17 protein-coding genes and 2 tRNA genes are annotated in these 20,075 nt (G+C 35.9%); 3 read left to right on the forward strand and 16 right to left on the reverse strand.

The features are described from left to right. From IE155_RS07385 to IE155_RS07395, 3 genes are read right to left on the reverse strand one after another with little or no spacing between them, the layout of a single operon-like run. Positions 1-1,437, reverse strand: a complete 1,437-nt coding sequence (locus tag IE155_RS07385) for a TolC family protein (protein WP_189377609.1) — start codon at positions 1,435-1,437, stop codon at positions 1-3. Positions 1,438-1,439: 2 nt separating this feature from the next. Then, positions 1,440-4,583 (reverse strand): efflux RND transporter permease subunit, encoded by a 3,144-nt coding sequence (locus IE155_RS07390; protein WP_189377610.1) that lies wholly within the window; start codon positions 4,581-4,583, stop codon positions 1,440-1,442. 9 nt (positions 4,584-4,592) lie between these two features. Further along, complete coding sequence (locus IE155_RS07395) at positions 4,593-5,762, reverse strand: efflux RND transporter periplasmic adaptor subunit (protein ID WP_189377611.1); 1,170 nt, start codon at positions 5,760-5,762, stop codon at positions 4,593-4,595. A 114-nt stretch (positions 5,763-5,876) separates the two neighbouring features. Between IE155_RS07395 and IE155_RS07400 the strand changes: the two genes are divergently transcribed. Beyond that, entirely contained in the window at positions 5,877-6,818 is a 942-nt protein-coding gene (locus tag IE155_RS07400; RefSeq protein ID WP_189377612.1) for a LysR family transcriptional regulator, read from the forward strand. 10 nt (positions 6,819-6,828) lie between these two features. Here the strand turns inward: IE155_RS07400 and IE155_RS07405 are convergent, their stop codons facing one another. The 8 genes from IE155_RS07405 to mutY form a co-directional block, all read right to left on the reverse strand. Next, positions 6,829-7,620 carry a Rossmann-like fold-containing protein gene (locus IE155_RS07405; RefSeq protein WP_189377613.1) on the reverse strand — a complete coding sequence of 264 codons (792 nt, stop codon included), beginning with the start codon at positions 7,618-7,620 and terminating at the stop codon, positions 6,829-6,831. 20 nt (positions 7,621-7,640) lie between these two features. Beyond that, positions 7,641-8,486, reverse strand: a complete 846-nt coding sequence (locus IE155_RS07410; protein WP_189377614.1) for a hypothetical protein — start codon at positions 8,484-8,486, stop codon at positions 7,641-7,643. 296 nt (positions 8,487-8,782) lie between these two features. Further along, the gene (locus IE155_RS07415) at positions 8,783-10,960 is read right to left on the reverse strand and encodes a S46 family peptidase (protein ID WP_189377615.1); all 2,178 of its coding nucleotides are present in this window, start codon (positions 10,958-10,960) and stop codon (positions 8,783-8,785) included. Positions 10,961-11,553: 593 nt separating this feature from the next. Beyond that, entirely contained in the window at positions 11,554-12,738 is a 1,185-nt protein-coding gene (locus tag IE155_RS07420; protein ID WP_189377616.1) for a serine hydrolase domain-containing protein, read from the reverse strand. Between the two features lie 78 nt (positions 12,739-12,816). Beyond that, positions 12,817-12,892, reverse strand: a tRNA-Thr gene (locus IE155_RS07425). A 96-nt stretch (positions 12,893-12,988) separates the two neighbouring features. After that, positions 12,989-13,064, reverse strand: a tRNA-Phe gene (locus IE155_RS07430). Positions 13,065-13,289: 225 nt separating this feature from the next. Further along, on the reverse strand, positions 13,290-13,562 hold the full coding sequence (locus IE155_RS07435; RefSeq protein WP_189377617.1) for an oxidative damage protection protein: 273 nt from the start codon (positions 13,560-13,562) through the stop codon (positions 13,290-13,292). 87 nt (positions 13,563-13,649) lie between these two features. Then, complete coding sequence (gene mutY, locus IE155_RS07440; RefSeq protein ID WP_189377618.1) at positions 13,650-14,732, reverse strand: A/G-specific adenine glycosylase; 1,083 nt, start codon at positions 14,730-14,732, stop codon at positions 13,650-13,652. A gap of 154 nt (positions 14,733-14,886) precedes the next feature. Between mutY and IE155_RS07445 the strand changes: the two genes are divergently transcribed. After that, the gene (locus tag IE155_RS07445) at positions 14,887-15,225 is read left to right on the forward strand and encodes a YggL family protein (RefSeq protein WP_189377619.1); all 339 of its coding nucleotides are present in this window, start codon (positions 14,887-14,889) and stop codon (positions 15,223-15,225) included. Between the two features lie 84 nt (positions 15,226-15,309). On the opposite strand, the gene IE155_RS07450 is transcribed toward IE155_RS07445, so the two are convergent. Continuing rightward, positions 15,310-15,987 carry an outer membrane protein OmpK gene (locus tag IE155_RS07450; protein WP_189377620.1) on the reverse strand — a complete coding sequence of 226 codons (678 nt, stop codon included), beginning with the start codon at positions 15,985-15,987 and terminating at the stop codon, positions 15,310-15,312. Positions 15,988-16,215: 228 nt separating this feature from the next. Between IE155_RS07450 and trmB the strand changes: the two genes are divergently transcribed. Beyond that, positions 16,216-16,941, forward strand: coding sequence for a tRNA (guanosine(46)-N7)-methyltransferase TrmB (gene trmB, locus IE155_RS07455; RefSeq protein WP_189377621.1), 726 nt, complete (start codon positions 16,216-16,218; stop codon positions 16,939-16,941). 17 nt (positions 16,942-16,958) lie between these two features. Here the strand turns inward: trmB and IE155_RS07460 are convergent, their stop codons facing one another. From IE155_RS07460 to IE155_RS07475, 4 genes are all read right to left on the reverse strand, one after another. Then, positions 16,959-17,303 carry a hypothetical protein gene (locus tag IE155_RS07460; RefSeq protein ID WP_189377622.1) on the reverse strand — a complete coding sequence of 115 codons (345 nt, stop codon included), beginning with the start codon at positions 17,301-17,303 and terminating at the stop codon, positions 16,959-16,961. Between the two features lie 24 nt (positions 17,304-17,327). Beyond that, positions 17,328-18,038, reverse strand: a complete 711-nt coding sequence (locus IE155_RS07465) for a cytochrome b/b6 domain-containing protein (RefSeq protein WP_189377623.1) — start codon at positions 18,036-18,038, stop codon at positions 17,328-17,330. A gap of 64 nt (positions 18,039-18,102) precedes the next feature. Further along, positions 18,103-18,588 (reverse strand): methylated-DNA--[protein]-cysteine S-methyltransferase, encoded by a 486-nt coding sequence (locus tag IE155_RS07470; RefSeq protein WP_189377624.1) that lies wholly within the window; start codon positions 18,586-18,588, stop codon positions 18,103-18,105. Between the two features lie 40 nt (positions 18,589-18,628). Further along, positions 18,629-20,047: a DNA-3-methyladenine glycosylase 2 family protein gene (locus tag IE155_RS07475; protein WP_189377625.1), complete on the reverse strand. Its 1,419-nt coding sequence runs from the start codon at positions 20,045-20,047 to the stop codon at positions 18,629-18,631. Between the last annotated feature and the right edge of the window lie 28 nt (positions 20,048-20,075).

Raw genomic sequence — 20,075 nt, forward strand, 5'->3', positions numbered from 1 at the left:
CTATTTTTCAGCAGTTAATTGACGACTCCATCGACCATTAAAGGCTTGATAAGTGCTTACCTTAGCAATTAATGATGATATTGATGAGTCAATATTGTCTTTTTCCGCTATTAAAACATCCTGTCGCGCATCTAACAACTCTAGATAAGGAATTTGTCCTTCCTGATACATCGCTTGTGCTTGATAAAATGCATTGTTAGCGTGCTTGAAGCGTTCTTGGGCAAAAGATTGTTGATTGTTTTGCTTCACTAATAACTGTAGTGAAAGCTCACTTTCATTCATCGCCTTCAGTACGATTTTCTGATATTCACTGTAAGCTGCTTCGCTTAAATATTCTTGTGCTTCTTTTTGCGCTAATAATGCGGGGTAACTTAATAATGACCATTCGATTTGAGGGTTTACTTGCCATTGCTGCTGAGTATCGACTAAACGAGTGTTGTTCAATCCAAGTATGCCAGCAAATCCGCTCAAGCTAATATTAGGTAACAATGCTTTATTAGCAGCCACACTTAATGAATTAGCTTGGCTAAACTTATATAGAGCTTGGAGTATATCGGGGCGAAGCGCAATGGCATTATTGGGGTCTATAATTTCGACCGCTATTTGGCTTAATAACACTTCACTGTTTTCATCAACCTTGATTTCATTAGTAAAATGTCCTGTTAATAAGGCAAGCGTTGATAAATCACGATATTTAGCATACTTTATTTCAGGTAACAATGCTTGCTGTTGGCTTAATTGTGCTTTCGTCCTATTAAGGTCTAATTCGTTAGCCATCCCTTCATCTACTTGTGCTTGTAGCACATCGATACTTTGATGAAGCGCTTCTATTTGTTTAGTGGCAATATGTTCTTTTTTGATATTCCCTTGATAGTTTACATAACCTTTAACTATCGCAGAAACAACTTCTACTTGTAGTAGTCTTAGTTGCTCAGCTTGACTCATCGCTGACGCATTGGCTGCATCCACTAAAGCTGTAATTCTGCCAAATAAGTCAATTTGCCAATCAGAAGCGATATTTGCCGTTGATTCCTTACTAATAGCATCAGCTAAGCTACTTCGGTTAGCTGATGCTGATATGCTACCTTGAGGTAAATAATCTGTTTTTTGTGCGCCAAGTCGAGCTAACGCACTTTTCAATTGTAATTGACTTGTTTTTAAATCATGGTTTTTCGCTAATGCGGCGTCAACTAATTGGTTGAGTTGTGCCGAGTTGAATCTATGCCACCAATTTAATTCATCTTGCCCAGATAAATTTGAGGCAATATCAGCTCGCTCTATAAAACTTTCTAATAGTTGTTGATGTTGCGTTTCATTAATTTTACTGGCGCAGCCAGTAATCAAAGCTGAAAGCATAACAGCGGCTACAATATGCACTTTATTTTTAAACATAATTGAAACGTTACTTTTTAAATTAGAGTTAATTAAAGTCTTCATCATTATTTCTCAGCTTTTGATACTTTATTTTTACTAAGAAAAATGTAGAAAACAGGCGTGAATAATAAGCCAAAAATGGTGACTCCGATCATGCCTGAAAATACAGCATTACCCATAGCATGTCGCATCTCTGAACCAGCTCCCGTGGCTAATACAAGGGGCACTACACCGGCAGTAAATGCAATAGATGTCATCAAAATAGGACGTAAACGCATTCTACATGCTTCTATAATGGCATCTAAATGAGACAAACCGTTTTCATTTTGATCTTTTGCAAACTCTACCATTAAAATTGCATTTTTGGAGGCGAGGGCGACTAATACAATTAATGCTATTTGAGTAAATATATTATTGTCTGAGCCTACTAACCATACACCTAATAATGCTGAGAAAATCGTCATCGGTACTATTAGTATAATGGCTAAAGGAAGTCGTAAACTTTCGTACTGTGCGGCAAGCACCATGAATACTAAGAGTACCACCAAAGGAAATACATAAACCATGGTATTACCGGCTAAAATTTGTTGGTAAGTCACTTCAGTCCATTCATAGCTAATGCCTTTTTCTAAAGTATCAGCCAAAATCAACTCGATAGCTTTTTGTGCTTGGTCAGTACTTGTCCCAGGTGTTGGACTACCGTTTAATTCTGCACTTGGATAACCGTTGTAATGCATAACACGGTCAGGTCCAGTAGTAGGTGTAACAGTTAATACTGAGCCTAAAGGCACCATATTTCCTAGGCGGTTACGTACCTTTAAGTTTAATATTTGTTCGGGATCCTGACGAAAATCCGCATCAGCTTGTGCGTTTACCTGATATGTTCTGCCAAATAAATTAAAGTCATTAACATAGACTGAACCTAAGTATATCTGTAAGGCATTGAATACTTCATCAAGTGGAATACCTTGAAGTAAAGCTTGTTCGCGATCAATATCAATATCCATTTGAGGTACTTGAATACGAAAACTTGAGTATAAGCCCATTAAAGCTGGATCTTTTTGTGCTTTTGCTATCACGGCTTGTAAATTGTTAAAGAGCACTTCAAATCCTTGATTCTCGCGATCTTCAAGCTGTAATTTAAAGCCTCCAGTGGCGCCCAAGCCTTGAATAGGAGGCGGTGGAAATACAGCAACAAATGCTTCATCAATCGCCATGAATTTTTGATTAAGTTGCGCGGCAATTGCCATAGCAGATTGACTAGGATCGGTTCTATTTTCAAAAGGTTCTAGTGGCGTAAATACAATGGCACTATTTGGGCTATTAGTGAAACCATTCACTGACAAGCCTGGGAAACCAACGGTATGAGCAACGCCTGGTATTTGATGAGCTATAGCTTCCATTTGTTTTACTACGGCTTCCGTTCGATCTAAACTTGATGCATCAGGTAATTGGGCAATTGCAACCAAATACTGTTTATCTTGAGCAGGAATAAACCCACCAGGAACTTGATCGAATAAGGTTAATGTACCACCAACGAGCACTAAATAGACAACGCCAACAACAGCACTTATACGGATCAATTTTTTAACTAACTTCTGATAGCCTTGAGAGCCTTTATCAAATACTTTGTTAAATGGCGTAAATAACCATTTGCCAAACATTGCATTCAGTAAACGGGTTAACTTGTCAGGCTTACTGTCATGCGACTTTAATAAAAGTGCAGCTAAGGCTGGCGATAACGTTAATGAATTAAATGCTGATATAAAAGTAGAAATAGTAATGGTTAACGCGAATTGCTTATAAAACTGTCCCGATAAACCACTTATAAATGCTGTTGGAATGAATACTGCACCTAATACTAACGCAATAGCGATAATAGGGCCTGTTACTTCAGTCATTGCAACACGTGTTGCTTCTAATGGAGATAAACCTTTTTCTATATTACGTTCAACATTTTCCACTACCACGATAGCATCGTCGACTACAATACCTATAGCGAGTACTAAACCAAATAAGGAAAGGGTATTAATTGATACGCCTAACCATTGCATGACAGCAAATGTACCGATTAATGAAATAGGGACAGCAATTAATGGAATAATAGATGCGCGCCACGTTTGTAAAAATAAAATAACAACGATAACGACTAATGCTACAGCTTCAAGTAAGGTGGTTATTACGGCATCAATTGACCCACGAACAAATACTGTTGGGTCATATACAATGTCGTATTCTACACCTGCTGGAAAATTTTTAGCTAATTTTGCCATCGTTTCACGTACTTGATTTGATAACTCGATAGCATTTGAGCCTGGTCGCTGGAAAACAGGCATTGCTAACGCAGGTTGGCTATCAAGTAAGGCGCGTAATGAATAGCTGTCTTGCCCTAACTCTAAGCGCGCTAAATCTACAAGGCGGGTAATTTGCCCTTCGTTACCGAGCTTAATAATAACTTGTTCAAATTCTTCAATGCTATTTAATCGGCCTTTTACATTTAATAATACTTGGAATTGGTTATCGTTCGCTGTTGGTTGCGCACCTAAACTACCCGCTGCAACTTGCTGATTTTGCTCACGTAAAGCAGTTACTACATCTGTTGCGGTTAATTCATGTGCAGCTAATGCATCAGGATCTAACCATACGCGCATTGAATATTTTCCACCACCAAAAAGTCTCACATCGCCAACTCCTTCTAAGCGTGTAAGTTGATCTTTAATATAAATATCTGCGTAGTTAGACAAGTAAGTTGTGTCATGTGTGTTTTCCGGTGAATATAAATGCACAACCATGGTTAAATCAGGTGATGATTTTTCAGCGACCACACCGAGTCGCTGAACTTCTTCAGGTAAGCGAGGTAGCGCACTATTTACTCGGTTTTGAACTTGTGTTTGAGCACGATCGAGATCTGTTCCTAAAGCAAAGGTAACGGTTAACGTCATTCGGCCATCACTAGTGGCTTGTGAAAACATATACAGCATATTTTCTATACCATTAATTTCTTGCTCTAATGGTGTTGAAACGGTTTGTCCTATTACGGTAGGGTTAGCTCCAGGGTAACTAGCGGTAACTACAACGGTAGGTGGAACAACTTCAGGATATTCACTTACAGGTAGTTGAAATAATGAAATTCCACCAGCAATTAGAATAACAAGAGAGAGCATCGCCGCAAAAATCGGCCGTTGTATGAAAAAGTGAGAAAACTTCATGAGCTGCCCTTAGTACTTTGCAAATAAGTTGTTATTGTTGGCATTACTTAAGGTAAAAGCGATGCCAGTAATGTCTAATTCAACATTGTTTGGTTGGATTGGCATACCAGGACCCACACGGGCAGGGCCATTTACTGCGATAATGTCACCTTCTGATAGCCCTGATATTATTGCGCTATACTTACCGTAACGTTCACCTACTTCGACCAATTTATATTGCAAAATATTATTTTCGCCAACGGTGAGTACAAAACGATTCTTTAAGTCAGTGCCAATTGCTCTGCTTGGAATAATAATTTGCTCAGTTACTTCGTTCGCTGCTAATTTAATGCGAGCAAAAGAGCCTGTACGAAGTTGATCTTCTGACTCTTCAAATACGGCTCTTACGCGTAAAGTGCCTGTCGAAGGATTAATTCTATTGTCAATGAAATTAATATAGCCAGCATATGGGAAGGTTGTTTGCCCAACTTTTTGCATAACCACTTTTTGTTTCTTTTCAGCCGTTACATTGTTAAATGATTTATTCCAAGTGCGCTCATCAATGTCAAAATATGCATACATTTTTTTATCTGAGACAATAGAGGTTAAAACACTCTGCCCGGCAATGATGTTATTACCTTTGGTAATGTTTGCTCGAGAAATAATGCCGTTAATAGGGGAGCGGATAGAGGTGAATTCTAAATCCAACATTGCCGCATCAAGTTGTGCCTGTAATGCTGCTACTTGTGCTTTTCGTTGTAATAATGTTGATTCACGCAATTCTGCTTGTTCTGTAGATATCGCTTTACGTTCAGATAATCTCGCTGCTCGTTTAGCTTCACTTTTTGCTTGTTCAAACGCGGCTTTAGCACTGATTACTTGTGCTTCTAAGCTAGAGACAATAGCTGCAAAAGGCCTTTTATCTAATTGAAATAATAAGTCGCCTTCAGCAACATGATCACCTTCTTTAAACGTAATTTGTGTTATTACACCTGAAATGCGTGGCATAAGTGCTACTTCTTCTGGTGATTCAATACGTGTTGTGTAGGTATACCAGGTTTGTACAGGCTTAATTAGAACTTCTGCAACGTCAATCGGTTGAAGTGGGGGTTGTGTTTGATTTTGTTTAGTTTCAGCAGTGCAACCCGATAATATAGTGGTGATAACGATTGCACTAATGACAAGAATATTTTTTAACATTTTAAGCTCCTTTGAGATATGGAGCGATCATACGGAACGAACCTGTAGATAAAAAGACTAGTTTTATGCATTCATTAATGCCAAAATGGCACCAATTGGTTGGATGAGTTAACTATGGATACTACAAGTCGATTACTTTTATTACTTGAAGTGGTAGAGCGGGGCTCTTTTACAAAGGCCGCTTTATCACGCAATATTGATAGATCCGTCATTTCTAAACAGATGAGTAGATTAGAAGAAGATTTAGGGGTAAGGCTTTTAAATAGAACAACGCGCTCTTTTTCATTAACTGCCGCTGGCGCTGAAATGGTAAAAAAAGCCCAGCAATTAAGAGAGCTCTTAAGTGAAACTATTCGACTTGCTGAAAATTATCATCAAGAACCAAAAGGTGTTTTAAGAATTACGGCATCTACCACTATAGGTCATAGATACTTACAACCTGTAATTAATGATTTTCAAAAACGTTTTCCTCAGGTTGAAGTAGAGTTACACCTTGATGAATTAGTCGTAGATATTGTTTCCGAAGGTTTTGATCTGGCATTTCGCATTGGAGAGCCTAAAGATTCATCGCTTATTGCCCGCAAAATTGCTAGAAATCGGCTGCTCCTTCTCGCATCTCCTGAATTTATTGATACTTATGGCATGCCAGAAACAATAGAAGAATTAGCCCAATTACCGTCAGCAAGCTATTCAAGTCAATCTATTAGAGTCGGCAGCATACGTTATTACAATGACAGCAATGAAGAATGTGAACAAATTACGAATAGTACTTTCAGAGCGAACAATGGTGAAGTGCTGCTAATGAAAGCGTTATCGGGCACCGCATATGTTTTAGCTCCTGCTTTCATGATTGAAAATGAAGTAAAAGATGGCTTATTAGTGCCCTTACTCACTGATTTAAAACTGATGAACTTTAGTGATATGTACGCAGTGTACCCTCATCGTGATTTACCTGTAAGAACACGATTATTTTTTGATGCAGTTAAAGACTATTTAGGGCAAAAAGTTCCTATATGGGAAAATAACATTCCAAATTTTGAGAATCTCTATCAATAATCTATTTTCGTTAACTTTTAGTAATATCAGCCAACCATTGCACTTCAAACTGTGTCATAGTTTGATGTTTTTTACTGCGCAAATGATTCTGCTTATCTTGTTCGGCATAAAAAGGTCCAACGCGGCAATAGCTGCAATAATTATCATTTAAATATTTGGGTTGGGTTAGTTTGCTGTCAAGTTCTGTGCTGATACGTTGGCTAAAAGCATAGGTGATCCCTTGTGTGTCTTTAACATGTTTATTTCGATCAACATTTCTTATTTTGTAACCTGGAAACTTTTCTATATTAAAAGGCATATAGCCAAGGTAATTAATATCAGTATTTAGGGTTAAGACTTGTTCAATATGCCATTGTCGATAAGGTTTTACATCTTTTGACGTAATAAAAGCCAGTTGTGAACCGTTAGGATCTAAAAAATAATTAACACTATTTAAAAGGTATTTCCTTAATAGGCGACGGTTTAAGGTATTTACACTGACGTTTATACACTGCTGCTTAAAGTCTTCCTCAGAATTAAATGCCGGTAATAGTGGAAATTGAAAAATTACCGCGTCAAATTGATGCTTTTTAAGTGATCCCCAAGTTTGCTTATTGGTGACATCAAAATCGGTCAGTACATTACAACCTTGGATTTGCAACTTTTGGAAGTGCACATCACCATATTTAGTGTTTAGTGACGAATAATTATCAAAAATTGTTGCAGTTAAAAACTGTGGTCGATAACTTTCAAGCAAAGCCTGTGAAAATGATAAGTCGCCATCTCCAACTGTGAGTATGCGCCACGCAGAATTGATATACATAGAGGATTAATTAAAAACCTTTATTGGCTTTCAATCGATTTTCTTTGAAATGCCTGATGAAAATAATGCGTGAGCATTGCTTTATCACTTGGGTTAACAAAGTCTAAATGAAGGTTAAGTAACTCTTCAATATTACTATTTAATTGACGATTGACTTTGTTGATGAAATTATTGTTCTCAGGTGTGTTGGTACACATTAAATGTCCTAAAATATAAGGTGGAGTTCCTTTGATTTCGTACGATCTAGCATTCACGTTAGTGATGTAATTATACACTTGCTGTGGATATAATATGGCAAATTCGGCACGTTTTTTTACAAACATATTAGCGATACCTATCTCTTGTTCTCCACTGTAACGCCTCATTTTATTTTTTTCAGGAATTCTTTTAATTTCAGAATCTATGGCATCACCGTAAGACATTTGTTCTGCAAGCAAAATTCGGGCATTGGGTTTTTCATTGAAAATATTGCTAAGATTAATAATATTATTTGATGACTTTAACGGAGCTGAGTCGATCTGCTGATATAAGCGTTGACTGAGAAATAAATTGATAGGTTGACTAAAAAGGAATTTTTTCAATCTTTCTTTATTTTTGACCCTATTTACAGTACATATACTTTGACCTTCATCGATTTGATGCAAAGTACGTTGAGTGGTCATATATTTAAATTCAATAGACGAATATACATGCTTTAAAGCATATAAATTAGTAGAAACAGACAGGTTTCCTGTGGCATTATTATTTTTAAACGCATTAAATTCAGCTTTGTTATTCGTATGAATTGTTATTTTTTCAACACTGCCGTGAGCAATAAACGTTATAAATAATAATATTGTTAATAATGAAAATTGTCTGTAAGGCATAGGGTTATTAGCGTTAAAACTTCCTAATTGAATATAAAAAGATTGGAGATTAAAGGATTGCTAAAAATACTCACATATTTATTCTTAATTATATCAGCTTTGTTATTTTAGTCTAATTATGCTGCAATTTAGCATCTATTAGCATGTTCAATGTCAGTTTCCTCGGTTAGCTATTGTATGCAATTAATTGGCTCTTTTTATAATATCGCTTAGCTAAAGTTATCCATTTTAAAGAAATAAAAAAGCCTCAACATTATGTTGAGGCTTTGCTTTTCAATTACTTATAAATAATAGAGTTATTTCACTATCGTCATTTCGTTTACTATATTACTGGCACCGTCGATATGCTCCATTGTCCAAAGCATAAAAGGTACGCTCGTATGAATAGCACGCTTAAATTTAGGATCGTAATCCCAGTCACCAATGATTGACTCGTAAACGCCGTCAAACACTAAACCAACAAATTCTCCGTTGCCATTTAGTGTAGGTGAACCTGAGTTACCCCCGGTGATATCAAGGGTAGATAAATAGTTAACAGGTACGGAATCTAAGCTGTCACGTTTGTAATTACCGAAGTCTTTATTAGCAATGGCGGTGCGAATGTTTTTAAATAAATCAAACTCGTGATCACCGGCGATATATTTAGCCAACATGCCTTCCAATGTTGTAAAAGGTGTAGCGGTTAAGCCATCTTGTGGGGAGTAACCTTTTACATTACCGTAAGTTATACGTAATGAACTGTTTGCATCCGCATAAACAGGCTCGCCTTTACTTTTCTTGTAAGCGATCATCGCTTTCATAAATTGTGGACGAATTTGCGCTAATTTACCGGCGAGATCTTCTGCTTCTTGTTCAAGCTTTTGATCATTTTCATATTGCGATACAGCAAATTGTATGTATGGATCGTTGCTGTTTTTAAAGTCTTCAACTGATTTATCCATCCATGCTAAACGCACACTTTCTTGATCAAGTTGCGTTTCGCTATGCATTTTATCTAATTTAGCTGCAAGTTTTTTGGCATCAAAGTTTTTATCTAAACCGAAAAATTGATCAAAGGTTGTATTTCGCTCTGATGCTGGAAACTCTGCATATTGCGCCATAAAGTGAGCTAATACGGCTTTATCTATGTTGGCATCGTAACGACGATTAACACGTTTCATACCTTGCGTAAAACGATTCATATCACGTTCTTGATAACCTTGCTTTCGCTCGGAGCTTGGCTTATTTTTTTCATTCGCTAAACGATATAAACGTTTGGCAACACCCATTAAATTAGTACGGCCGATATAAGATAAAATAAGATCTCTGTCTTGATTTTCTTGTCCTTTGGTAATTAATGCGTTTAGCTCAGTTAAGGTTTTTCCATATTGCTGTTTACGTGTTTGTGAGGCATTTATCCACGCTTGTAATTCTTTAAGCTCTTGCTGTTTACGCGCTAACATATCGCCTTTATGGAAACTTTCAATCATAGAACCATAGTTTTTTGCATAATTAGCTAAACCCGCTAACGTGCTTTCATATTTTATGCGCGCCTCGCTACCTGTTGGGGCAGTTGATTTAATGATATCGATGTATTCTTCTCGATAACGCTTAGCTGTTGGATAAACTAAGTTAAACTGATTTTCCACTTCTTGAGCGTTACGGTAACGGTTAGTTCGGCCTGGATAGCCCAATACCATCACATAGTCATTTTCTTCAACGCCGTTTGCATTAACTTTTAAAAATGCTTTAGGTTTAAATGGTACATTGTCTTTCGCATAATCTGCTGGCTTACCATCTTTGCTTACATAAGCTCGGTAAAATGCCCAGTCGCCAGTGTGACGTGGCCACATCCAGTTATCGGTATCGCCACCAAATTTACCAATGCTTGAAGGTGGTGCGTAAACTAAACGTACATCGCGAATAGCAAGTTGTTTAATGAGAAAATACTCTAAACCACCATGAAAACTGTATACTTCACAACGATAATCTTGTGATGTTTCACACTGCTGAACTAATTCTTTTTCATTCTTTTCAATGGCTTTGAAGTACGCTTTTCCGGTAACTGATTTTTCGATAGAGCCCGTTACTTTATCTGTTACATTGGTTAATGATTCAGTAACATAAACACGAGAACCAGGAGCAGCTTGTAACTCATCTGACATCTTTTTGGCTACAAAACCTTGTTTTAATAGGTTGTCTTCTTCGCTTGAGTTGTATTGAATTGAGCCATAAGCACAATGGTGGTTAGTAACCACTAGACCTTGGTCAGATAAAAATGAGGCGGTACAACCCCCTAAGCTAATAATTGCATTCATTGGAAATTGATCTAAATTTTCCATTTGCGTTGGGTCTAGCTTTAAGCCTGCTTTTTTTAGCTTGCCACTTATTTCTTGTAATTGGTGTGGTTGCCACATACCTTCGTCAGCTGTAGCTGTTCCAATAAATAGCAGAGATGTTAAGGACAATGCCTTAAGCATTTTTTTATATAACATGGTAAATCTTCCTAGGATAAATTCAGACTGGATATTATTTTCCGTAGCATTAAACCGTAGATATTAAGAAAAGTAAAAGAATTGTTATACTATAACATTAATTTATGTAATGTATTTGTAAAGATATGAAAACAAAAACGTTAACTAAAGTCAGGACAACTTTCTTCTGAACTCTCTTATTGAGCTTGAAATACGACTTGATTTTTAGGCTATATAACCTAAGAAAATCAATTAGTCTTTGTGTCAATAATTTTTGCGGTACCACTATTTTAATTATTACTTCTCATGTTTGATATAGGGATTGAAAAGGATAATCAAATGAAATTTAAATGGTTGAAAATAGCGTTCTAGGAGGGGTAATAGCAAGCTTTTTTAGTACGGCTAATACTGGAATTATTGTTTTTCAAATAGGAAACTATTTAAAGCTTCTCTTGACGTTTTACAATAGATAACTTGAAAGAGATGCCTACAATTTATTTTGACCATCAAATAGATCAAGGTAATTACACTTTAACGGCTGGGGCAGCGACAGCTTGGGGCTGTATTTATCATTTTAGTTGTAATAACAATTCAATATAAAAGTGATCTGGTGCTTATTCGTGTTTATTGTTTATTAACTTATCTGTCTGTGACCAAAATTTACTAGATATTTGGCTGATAACATTGGCTTCTGCGTTGATAAGTATCGCAAAACCTATATCTAATTCAGGTGAATAACCAATATCTGCTCGAAATCCTTCTACCCAACCAGAGTGATAGATTACTTTTTGTTCGTCAAGTTGATAAATTCTCCATCCGTAACCGTAATGTGCATCAGTTAAATAGTCTTGCCAATATTTTCTTCGCATATTTCTTTTAGTTTTTATTCTGGGTGTTGTTAATTCACTTAATAGTGCGGGCGATAAGACATCAGGGTTATGACCTAAATTTGCAATTAACCATTTTGCTAAATCGGAGATACTTGAGTTAACTCCTGCAGAAGGTGCAACTTTATAAAAGTCAGGCACTACATTTACAGTGCGCCAAACATATTTTCTTATCCTTTTACCTTGCTTATCTTTCTTTTTAGTTAAGACTCTTTTTCTTAAAACATGAGGCTTAGCCGTGTTGATATGTTGTTTAAAAGCATTAAAACCGATAGAGGTATCATTCATGTTTAAAGGAGAAAATAGTCTTTCCGAAAGTAAAGTGGAGTAACTTTTATCTTGGCTTGTTTCAATGGCCGGTTGTAATAGCCCAAAAGTAATATTTTGATAGCCATAACACTTTTCTGGTTGGCAAATAGGTGTAATGCGATCAAAGCGACCTATAATTTTATCCATACTCCAGTTTTCATGTAGTAAATTATCATAAGCATTAGGCATCAAACCACTAGAATGGCTGAGTATATGTTTTAATTGAATTTTTTCTGCTGCACCTTCTTTAGCTAAAGAAAAGTCGGGTACGAATTTAGTTATGGGGTCTGATAAGTTAAGAACATGCTCTTGCGCGAGCATCGTCGTAAGAGTAGAAGCAAAAGTCTTAGATACAGAAGCTAAACGAAATACCGTATTACTATTAACTTTTTGTTGTTTTGTGTTATCAATATGGCCAAATGTTTCTAAGGAAACTATCTTATCATTTTTTACAATGACATATGCCCCACCAGGAATATTGTATTTTTTGAGTTGCTCTGCGACATAAGTCGAAAATTCGTGATTAAATCCTTTAAACGTATCGGCAAAAGAAAGCGAAGTAAAAAGAATTAGCAATAAAAGGCAATATATTCGAATCAACACTGACCCCTTTAATAAAATTAAATATTCCTTCCATAAAATAAAAAAGCCTCAACATTTCTGCTGAGGCTTCGTTATAAATGGTGCCGACTGCCGGAGTCGAACTGGCGACCTACTGATTACAAGTCAGTTGCTCTACCAACTGAGCTAAGTCGGCACACGAAGAACGTGTGCGATAATCATATTCTATTGAATTTAACTATCTTGGCACCGAATAAATGTTTGTTCATTAACTAACACTCACTCAAAATTATGGTGCCTCGACCCGGAATCGAACCAGGGACACGAGGATTTTCAATCCTCTGCTCTACCGACTGAGCTATCGAGGCACATTGATAATAAATTATCACGTACTCATCTTTAAAATAAATATAATGAAAACTTAAAGATGTTGTCTTTTTGGCTTTGCCTTGAAGACGGGGCGTATTAAACTGTTTTTCCTTTTCCCCGTCAACTCTTTTTTTGAAATAAATGTTTGTTTGGTGTTTTTTTCTACTTATAGCACTAAAAAAAAGCATTGTGCTTGTTTTTTACCATCTATAATTAGCTTGTTGTTATTTTTTCTCAGGAACGTAACCTTCAATTTTAGGTTCAATACCTTCAAATAAATAATCGATCATTTGTTTTTCTAATATAGCGCGATCGTTAGGATTCATCATATTCATTTTATGCTCGTTTATTAGCATAGTTTGTTTTTTTTGCCAGAGTGTCCAGGCTTCTTGGCTGATATTGTCGAAAATTCGCTTGCCTACTTCCCCTGGGTATAATTGAAAACGAAGTCCTTCTGCGTCTTTTTTCAGGTTTTGACAAAATACAGTTCTGCTCATAATAATTCTCTAGTAGTTTTCATATTCTTTTTCATCATTGTTGTAACAAATTTTAACATACTGATAAGTGTTTGCTTATGTTTCTTTTTAAAAAGGCAACTCATTTATCTCTTCGAGTATTTTACAGCTTGAAGCGGCTAATCCAATGCTATTTGAATGATTAAGCTCATACCAGAATATATTTGATGGTTCGCTAATATTATTATCCTGATTTTGCTTACAGTTAATAAGGATAGGCGTAATATCAAGATGAAAATGACTAAAAGTATGCCTAAAAGGTGTTAAAGCTGTTCTTGATATTTCAGTCAGTCCGTATTGGTTTAACGTATCACAGGTATCCGTTTGTTTATCGACTTCAATGAAACTATACAGCCCCCCCCAAATACCCGATGGTGGTCGTTTTATCATTAATAATTGGTTATCTATTTTTGCAATCAACATAGTGGTTGATTTTTCCGGTACGACTTTTTTTGGTTTTTTTTGTGGGAAATTAGCTTGTTCGCTTAATTTAAATGCTAAACAGTTGTTATGAAGTGGGCATTTTTCGCAGCTAGGTTTACTGCGTGTACATATCATAGCACCTAAATCCATCATAGCCTGATTATAGGGGGCTACGTCTTTTACTGGAGTTAACGTGTTTGCAATTGGCCAAAGTGTTTTTTCAAATTTTGCTTGTGCGTTGTGCCCTTCAACTAAATAACAGCGCGCAAGTACACGCTTTACATTACCGTCAAGTATCGGGTGAGGTTTATGCAATGATAAGCTTAAAATCGCACCTGCGGTAGAACGACCAATGCCGGGAAGAGCAATAACTTGCTCAATATCTTCAGGAAATTCACCTTGGTATTGCTGTGCAATAATTTTTGCTGCTTTGTGTAAGTTTCTAGCGCGAGCGTAATAACCTAATCCTGTCCAATGGTGTAACACATTATCTTCATCGGCGTTAGCAAGTTCTACGATAGTTGGGAAGCTTTCCATAAAACGTTGATAATAAGGGATCACTGTTGCTACTTGGGTTTGTTGCAACATTATTTCTGAGATCCAAACACGATAAGGTGTCTTATTTTGTTGCCAAGGTAAGTGTTTTCGGCCTTGTTGGTGATACCAGCTGAGCACTTGTTGGTTAAATTTCTTGGCAGATGCTGCCGATATTTTAATTTCATTTGTCATAATGGCGTCAGTGTAGCCAATTCATCTAATCCAAACAATCATGTTTATTAAATAGCACTAGCTATTGTTGAGAAAATACGTGATATAATTGAGATATTAAATATCCATCATTAATGTTAGTGGTTAGTGCTAAATAAAAGTTAAGTAGGTAAGTATGAAAATAGATGCGAAAAATCGTAGTCAGCGTTTGCGTAAAAAATTACGAGTTGATGAATTTAAAGAATTAGGTTTTGATGTTGCTTGGAAACTTGCTGACGACACTGATAGCGAAGGTATTGATAACTTTTTGAATAAATTTTTTGATGAAGTTATAGAACCAAACGGCTTAGGCTTTGGTGGAGAGGGTGACACATTGTGGCATGGTTTAGTATGTACTCAACGTTTAGGTCAATGTACTGAAGAGCACCGTACTGCTGTTGAAAGTTGGTTAAAAACTAATGGCGCTACTGCTGTTTCAGTAAGTGAACTGTATGATGTTTGGTGGGCTGAATAGTTAGCTTACTTTTATAAAAGATAAATGTTAAAAGGCTAAAGCATAATTAATTGCTTAGCCTTTTTTATTGGGATTATTTAATGATTAAAAGTGGTACTTCACTAATAAATTCATATTTTTTTCGTTAATGCCGTCAATACCGTATTTGTTATGCCAATAAACGTATTCAATGCCGAGGTAGAGTTTAGTTTCTAGTTTTAGCATATCCGCAATATTATATTTTAATTGCGAGGTGAAATTTACACTGGTGCTAGCATCGTCGTTAGATGGGACATAATCAATAAATCCGTCATAGATTAATGATCCAATAGGTAGTGCCCATGTTGCGGTAAGCTGTTTGCCATTATCTCCGCTGTCGTTATTACGATGATAAAAATTTAAGTTTAAATATTTAAAGTGAGGGACTTTTAAATTCGTGCCAACGCCAATTAAATAGTGTGTAAATCCATCACCAATTTCAGCGGTAGTGGCAATATAAAAATTATTTAGAAAGCTATTTTTGTATTCAGATATTTGAAACCGAGGTGATATTTCAGCATACGTTTCTTTGTTACCATTAGCTGATTGTAAGCGATCAACAAAAATAAAGCTGTCGCCCCAGCTATAACCTGCAGCATGTTCAAAGGTGAACACAGTACGCTCATTATCACCCACTTCATAATTATTACCTTTGAGTAAGGTCGCACTAAAGTCAGACCAGAGAGTTTTAGCATAATTATTAAAACTACAAATTGATAATATTGCGAATACTAATACTTTCATTTAATTTTCCTTATTCGGCTTTATACAAAGCTTGTATTACTTAAATTAATTACAAGTTTTTGAGATAAACATAATACATAAGCGTGTTAATTTAATTCTAGTATTGACTAATATTACTCAATTATCTAATTACTTGAATAAAAAGTAATTATCTCATTTGAGTTTATACGGTTAAACATAGATAATATGCATCCTTATATTTTCTGTTAAAACCTCTAGTAAAAAACTATGACTGAAAGAACCCATAAAACCATTGAGCAAGCTGAACAAGAAGGCAAATACATTCGTAAAGTACGCAGTTTTGTTAAGCGAGAAGGGCGTTTAACAAATGCGCAAGCGCGTGCACTTGAAGAACATTGGTCGACAATGGGCCTTAATCATAGTGACGGTGTCATTGATGCGGGTGTACTATTTAATAACAACAACCCAGTCGTACTAGAAATTGGTTTTGGTATGGGAAAATCATTAGTTGAAATGGCGAAAAATTCGCCTGAATTAAACTATATTGGGGTTGAGGTTCACAAACCTGGTGTAGGGGCATGTATTGCTTTAGCTAAAGAACAGGAAGTGGATAATTTAAAAGTGTATGAACATGATGCTATTGAAGTATTGGCAGATTGTATTCCTGATGCAAGTTTAACTACAGTACAGTTATTTTTTCCGGATCCTTGGCATAAGAAAAAGCATCATAAGCGTAGAATTGTATCGCTAGAGTTTGTTGAAAATATTCGCCAAAAATTAAAAGTTGGCGGTGTATTTCATATGGCTACAGATTGGGAAAACTACGCAGAATGTATGTTAGAAGATATGAATAATTCACAAGGTTATCAAAATTTATCAGAAACTAACGATTATGTACCTCGTCCTGATTCTCGTCCGTTGACTAAATTTGAAAATCGAGGTCAAAACTTAGGCCATGGTGTTTGGGATTTGCAGTTTAAGCGTATTGATTAATATCAGCTTTAAGTATTTTAGTTATGCATTTTATCGCGCTGAACATGGAACAAATGCTGGCAGTTTCGATAATTACCTGTTTCCTTTAGCCATGCGTCACTAATAATCTCTCTTATTAGTGCCGCTTGTATAATACGTACGGGATAACGGCACCAATAATCAATTGTTGCTTGTTGATGGCATTCGTTATTAGGATAAATTTCACTGCGCGTTTCGATAAGTTCTTCTTCAATACTAGCAATAACTTTTGCTTTTAGATCTGTGTTAATCATCACTTTAAAACGAGTGAACTGTTTTGCTCGATATAATTGAAATGCAAACCAAGCAATAATAAGCATCGCAACAATAATGAAAAATTCCAAAATTACTTCCAATTTTAAATACGTTTATTTATCTTCTTTGGGAAGATATTTATAACCGTTGATCATAGAGGAAACTAAGCCCGTTCTCTCTTTACGTTCCCCTATAATAACACCAATAATATGTAAGGGTATTAAGAATAATAAAGTATAAAATGTATAAACATGAGTGGTGATAAAAGGCTGTCTTATTTCACGCATTGAAGCATAGGCCTGTTCATCGATATTTTCTTTAGAGTAGGGTTTTATCAGCTCAAGTTTACTGTTATCAATAGCAATGCTTTTCGCAAAATATTGCCCTAAAGGCGGATAGTAAATATCGGTGCCAGCAATAACCAATCCTGTGATCATTTGAATAAACATCGCGAGTAATAATGCTCCTACCATCAATTTCCCTAAAGGATTATGGCCTTTGTACTTTTTATGGGGGTTTTGCTTAAATTCAGCCAACTCTTTTGTAAAGTTTTTAGCAAAGGGTAACGTTTTATGCCAGCGTTCGTAACCTTTTCCAAAAAAGCCCAGTACTATTCTAAAAAGTAGATTAGCTGAAAATACATAACCTATAAGTACATGGATAGTCTTTAGTAGTATTTTACCTTCGACACTTACACCAAGTGCTTTAGCATTAAAGATAATGAGCCCTATCGCTAGTAAGAACGTGATAGTGATTACATTTAACCAATGAAAGAGTCTTAAATATCTACTCCAAACAAAAACTAGATGAGATTGACTATTCATATAACCACCTATTAACCCTATAGCTTTACTTTATATAATTATATACTTAAATTTTGCTTAAATATTATTTTAGCGCAATAAATGATGCATTTTCATGGGTTAATAGCTTTGCTTTTAAAACTAAACCACCGGCATATCCCGTGAGTTTATTATTGCTACCAATAACGCGGTGACAAGGAATAATTAATGCAATAGGGTTTTTGCCATTTGCACTACCAACTGCACGTACGGCTTTTTCGTTACTGATTTTTTTGGCAAGCCAAGCATAACTTTGAGTATCGCCAAAACTTATCGTTTGTAGGGTTTGCCATACTTTTTGTTGAAAAGGTGTACCTTGTGGCGCTAAAGGTAAATCAAATGTAGTGCGTTGGTGACTAAAGTATTGTTGGAGTTGTGTAATAACCTCTAAAAAGTATGTATTATTTTTGTGATGTTTTGTATCAATATTGATGGGCTGTTCTCCTTCAGTAAATGCCAAAGCGGTTAAACCTTTATCATTTGCTGTAAGTATAATTTCGCCGAAAGGAGATTGGTAAGTTGTATAATACATTTTAATATCTTCTTAAATTGTGTTGATATTTTTTAAAGAGCTAATGTAGAGAATGCCATAGGTATAACGTTGCATAAGAACGCCAAGGTTTCCAGTGCTCAGCTAATGCTAATATTTCTTTATTACCCAGTTTATTATCATCAATGGTAAGCGCTTTTATTACTCCTAAATCTGCACTTGGAAAAGCATCAGGATCACTTAAGCCTCTCATCGCTAAATAATTGATGGTCCAAGGACCGATGCCTTTGATCGTTGATATTAACCTTGATAATTCTTCCGTAGAACTACAATTTTCTATTTTATTTTGATGTTCATAATAAAATTTTAACCAATTAATTAGCGTATTTTTTCTTGAGGTAGTCAGCCCTAGCCCTTCAAAGTCAGCAGTGAGTAAGGTATTAATTGTTGGAAAATTTAAACTTAATTTTTCATTATTATAGGCTGATTGTTCACCATATTTTTCTGTAATGCGCTTAGCAAATGTCGTAGCGGCCTTAACAGACACTTGTTGACCTAAAATTGCTCTAATTGAAAACTCAAAGAGATCCCAACTTCCTGGTAAGCGTAAACCATTAAATTGTTTGATAGTTTGTGCAAGTATAGGGTGTTGGCTTAATTGTTGATGGATAATACTCATGTCAGCGTCTAAATCGAACATACGTCTAACGCGCATAATGACATTATTTAAGTATCTATAATCCGAAAGGCTAACGGTTAATACTAAAGCACTTTTTTTATGATGGTGGTTAACTTTTATCCAGCCTTTACATGAATCGATTGCAATGGTTCGTTGATACGAAATGTCATCTACACTTTCCATTTTTGATATTTGACGATCTCGAAAAAATTTAAGCATCAATGGCCAGTCAAATGGCGGCCGATAACTTAATTCTATGGAAATATCCTTACTGCTTGAGTTTGATTGCGCCGTACTCTTCAATTCTTTTGGTGTGCAGTTATAAGCTGACTTAATTGCTTCATTGAAGCGTCTTAAGCTATTAAAGCCTGAGGCAAAACAAACGTCAGTAATGGAAAGCTTTGTTGTTTTTAACAGTTTTCTGGCTAGTAATAAACGTTGTTGCTGAAAAAACTGGTGAGGAGCTATTCCATAATTGTCTTTAAAAACCCGCTGAAGCTGTCGTTCACTAAGGTTAAGCTTGTTCGCGATAGAGGCTATTGAATCATGATTAAAATTAAAATCATTGCAAATGCTTTTTAATTTGTTTGGAATGCTTAAAGCGGGTGCGCATTCAGGAATACAACGTTTACATGGACGAAAGCCTTCTGCTTGTGCTTGCTCAGCACTTGAGTAGTAGGTGACATTTTCTGACTTTGGTGGTCTAGCAGGACATATTGGACGGCAGAAAATACCCGTGGTTAATACCGCGGTATAAAATTTACCATCAAAGCGAGCATCTCTACTCAATCTTGCTCTTTCACACGATGCGATATCTAACATTGTTTTTACGAATTTTAATTTATATGAA

This window comes from Thalassotalea profundi, assembly GCF_014653195.1.
Classification (GTDB): Bacteria; Pseudomonadota; Gammaproteobacteria; order Enterobacterales; family Alteromonadaceae; genus Thalassotalea_B; species Thalassotalea_B profundi.

What these genes read in the sequence shown, in the direction of transcription:
- IE155_RS07385 (WP_189377609.1), bottom strand. Translation starts at nt 1,437, where the DNA reads ATGAAGACTTTAATTAACTCTAATTTAAAAAGTAACGTTTCAATTATG.
- IE155_RS07390 (WP_189377610.1), bottom strand. Translation starts at nt 4,583, where the DNA reads ATGAAGTTTTCTCACTTTTTCATACAACGGCCGATTTTTGCGGCGATG.
- IE155_RS07395 (WP_189377611.1), bottom strand. Translation starts at nt 5,762, where the DNA reads ATGTTAAAAAATATTCTTGTCATTAGTGCAATCGTTATCACCACTATA.
- IE155_RS07400 (WP_189377612.1), top strand. Translation starts at nt 5,877, where the DNA reads ATGGATACTACAAGTCGATTACTTTTATTACTTGAAGTGGTAGAGCGG.
- IE155_RS07405 (WP_189377613.1), bottom strand. Translation starts at nt 7,620, where the DNA reads ATGTATATCAATTCTGCGTGGCGCATACTCACAGTTGGAGATGGCGAC.
- IE155_RS07410 (WP_189377614.1), bottom strand. Translation starts at nt 8,486, where the DNA reads ATGCCTTACAGACAATTTTCATTATTAACAATATTATTATTTATAACG.
- IE155_RS07415 (WP_189377615.1), bottom strand. Translation starts at nt 10,960, where the DNA reads ATGTTATATAAAAAAATGCTTAAGGCATTGTCCTTAACATCTCTGCTA.
- IE155_RS07435 (WP_189377617.1), bottom strand. Translation starts at nt 13,562, where the DNA reads ATGAGCAGAACTGTATTTTGTCAAAACCTGAAAAAAGACGCAGAAGGA.
- mutY (WP_189377618.1), bottom strand. Translation starts at nt 14,732, where the DNA reads ATGACAAATGAAATTAAAATATCGGCAGCATCTGCCAAGAAATTTAAC.
- IE155_RS07445 (WP_189377619.1), top strand. Translation starts at nt 14,887, where the DNA reads ATGAAAATAGATGCGAAAAATCGTAGTCAGCGTTTGCGTAAAAAATTA.
- IE155_RS07450 (WP_189377620.1), bottom strand. Translation starts at nt 15,987, where the DNA reads ATGAAAGTATTAGTATTCGCAATATTATCAATTTGTAGTTTTAATAAT.
- trmB (WP_189377621.1), top strand. Translation starts at nt 16,216, where the DNA reads ATGACTGAAAGAACCCATAAAACCATTGAGCAAGCTGAACAAGAAGGC.
- IE155_RS07465 (WP_189377623.1), bottom strand. Translation starts at nt 18,038, where the DNA reads ATGAATAGTCAATCTCATCTAGTTTTTGTTTGGAGTAGATATTTAAGA.
- IE155_RS07470 (WP_189377624.1), bottom strand. Translation starts at nt 18,588, where the DNA reads ATGTATTATACAACTTACCAATCTCCTTTCGGCGAAATTATACTTACA.
- IE155_RS07475 (WP_189377625.1), bottom strand. Translation starts at nt 20,047, where the DNA reads ATGTTAGATATCGCATCGTGTGAAAGAGCAAGATTGAGTAGAGATGCT.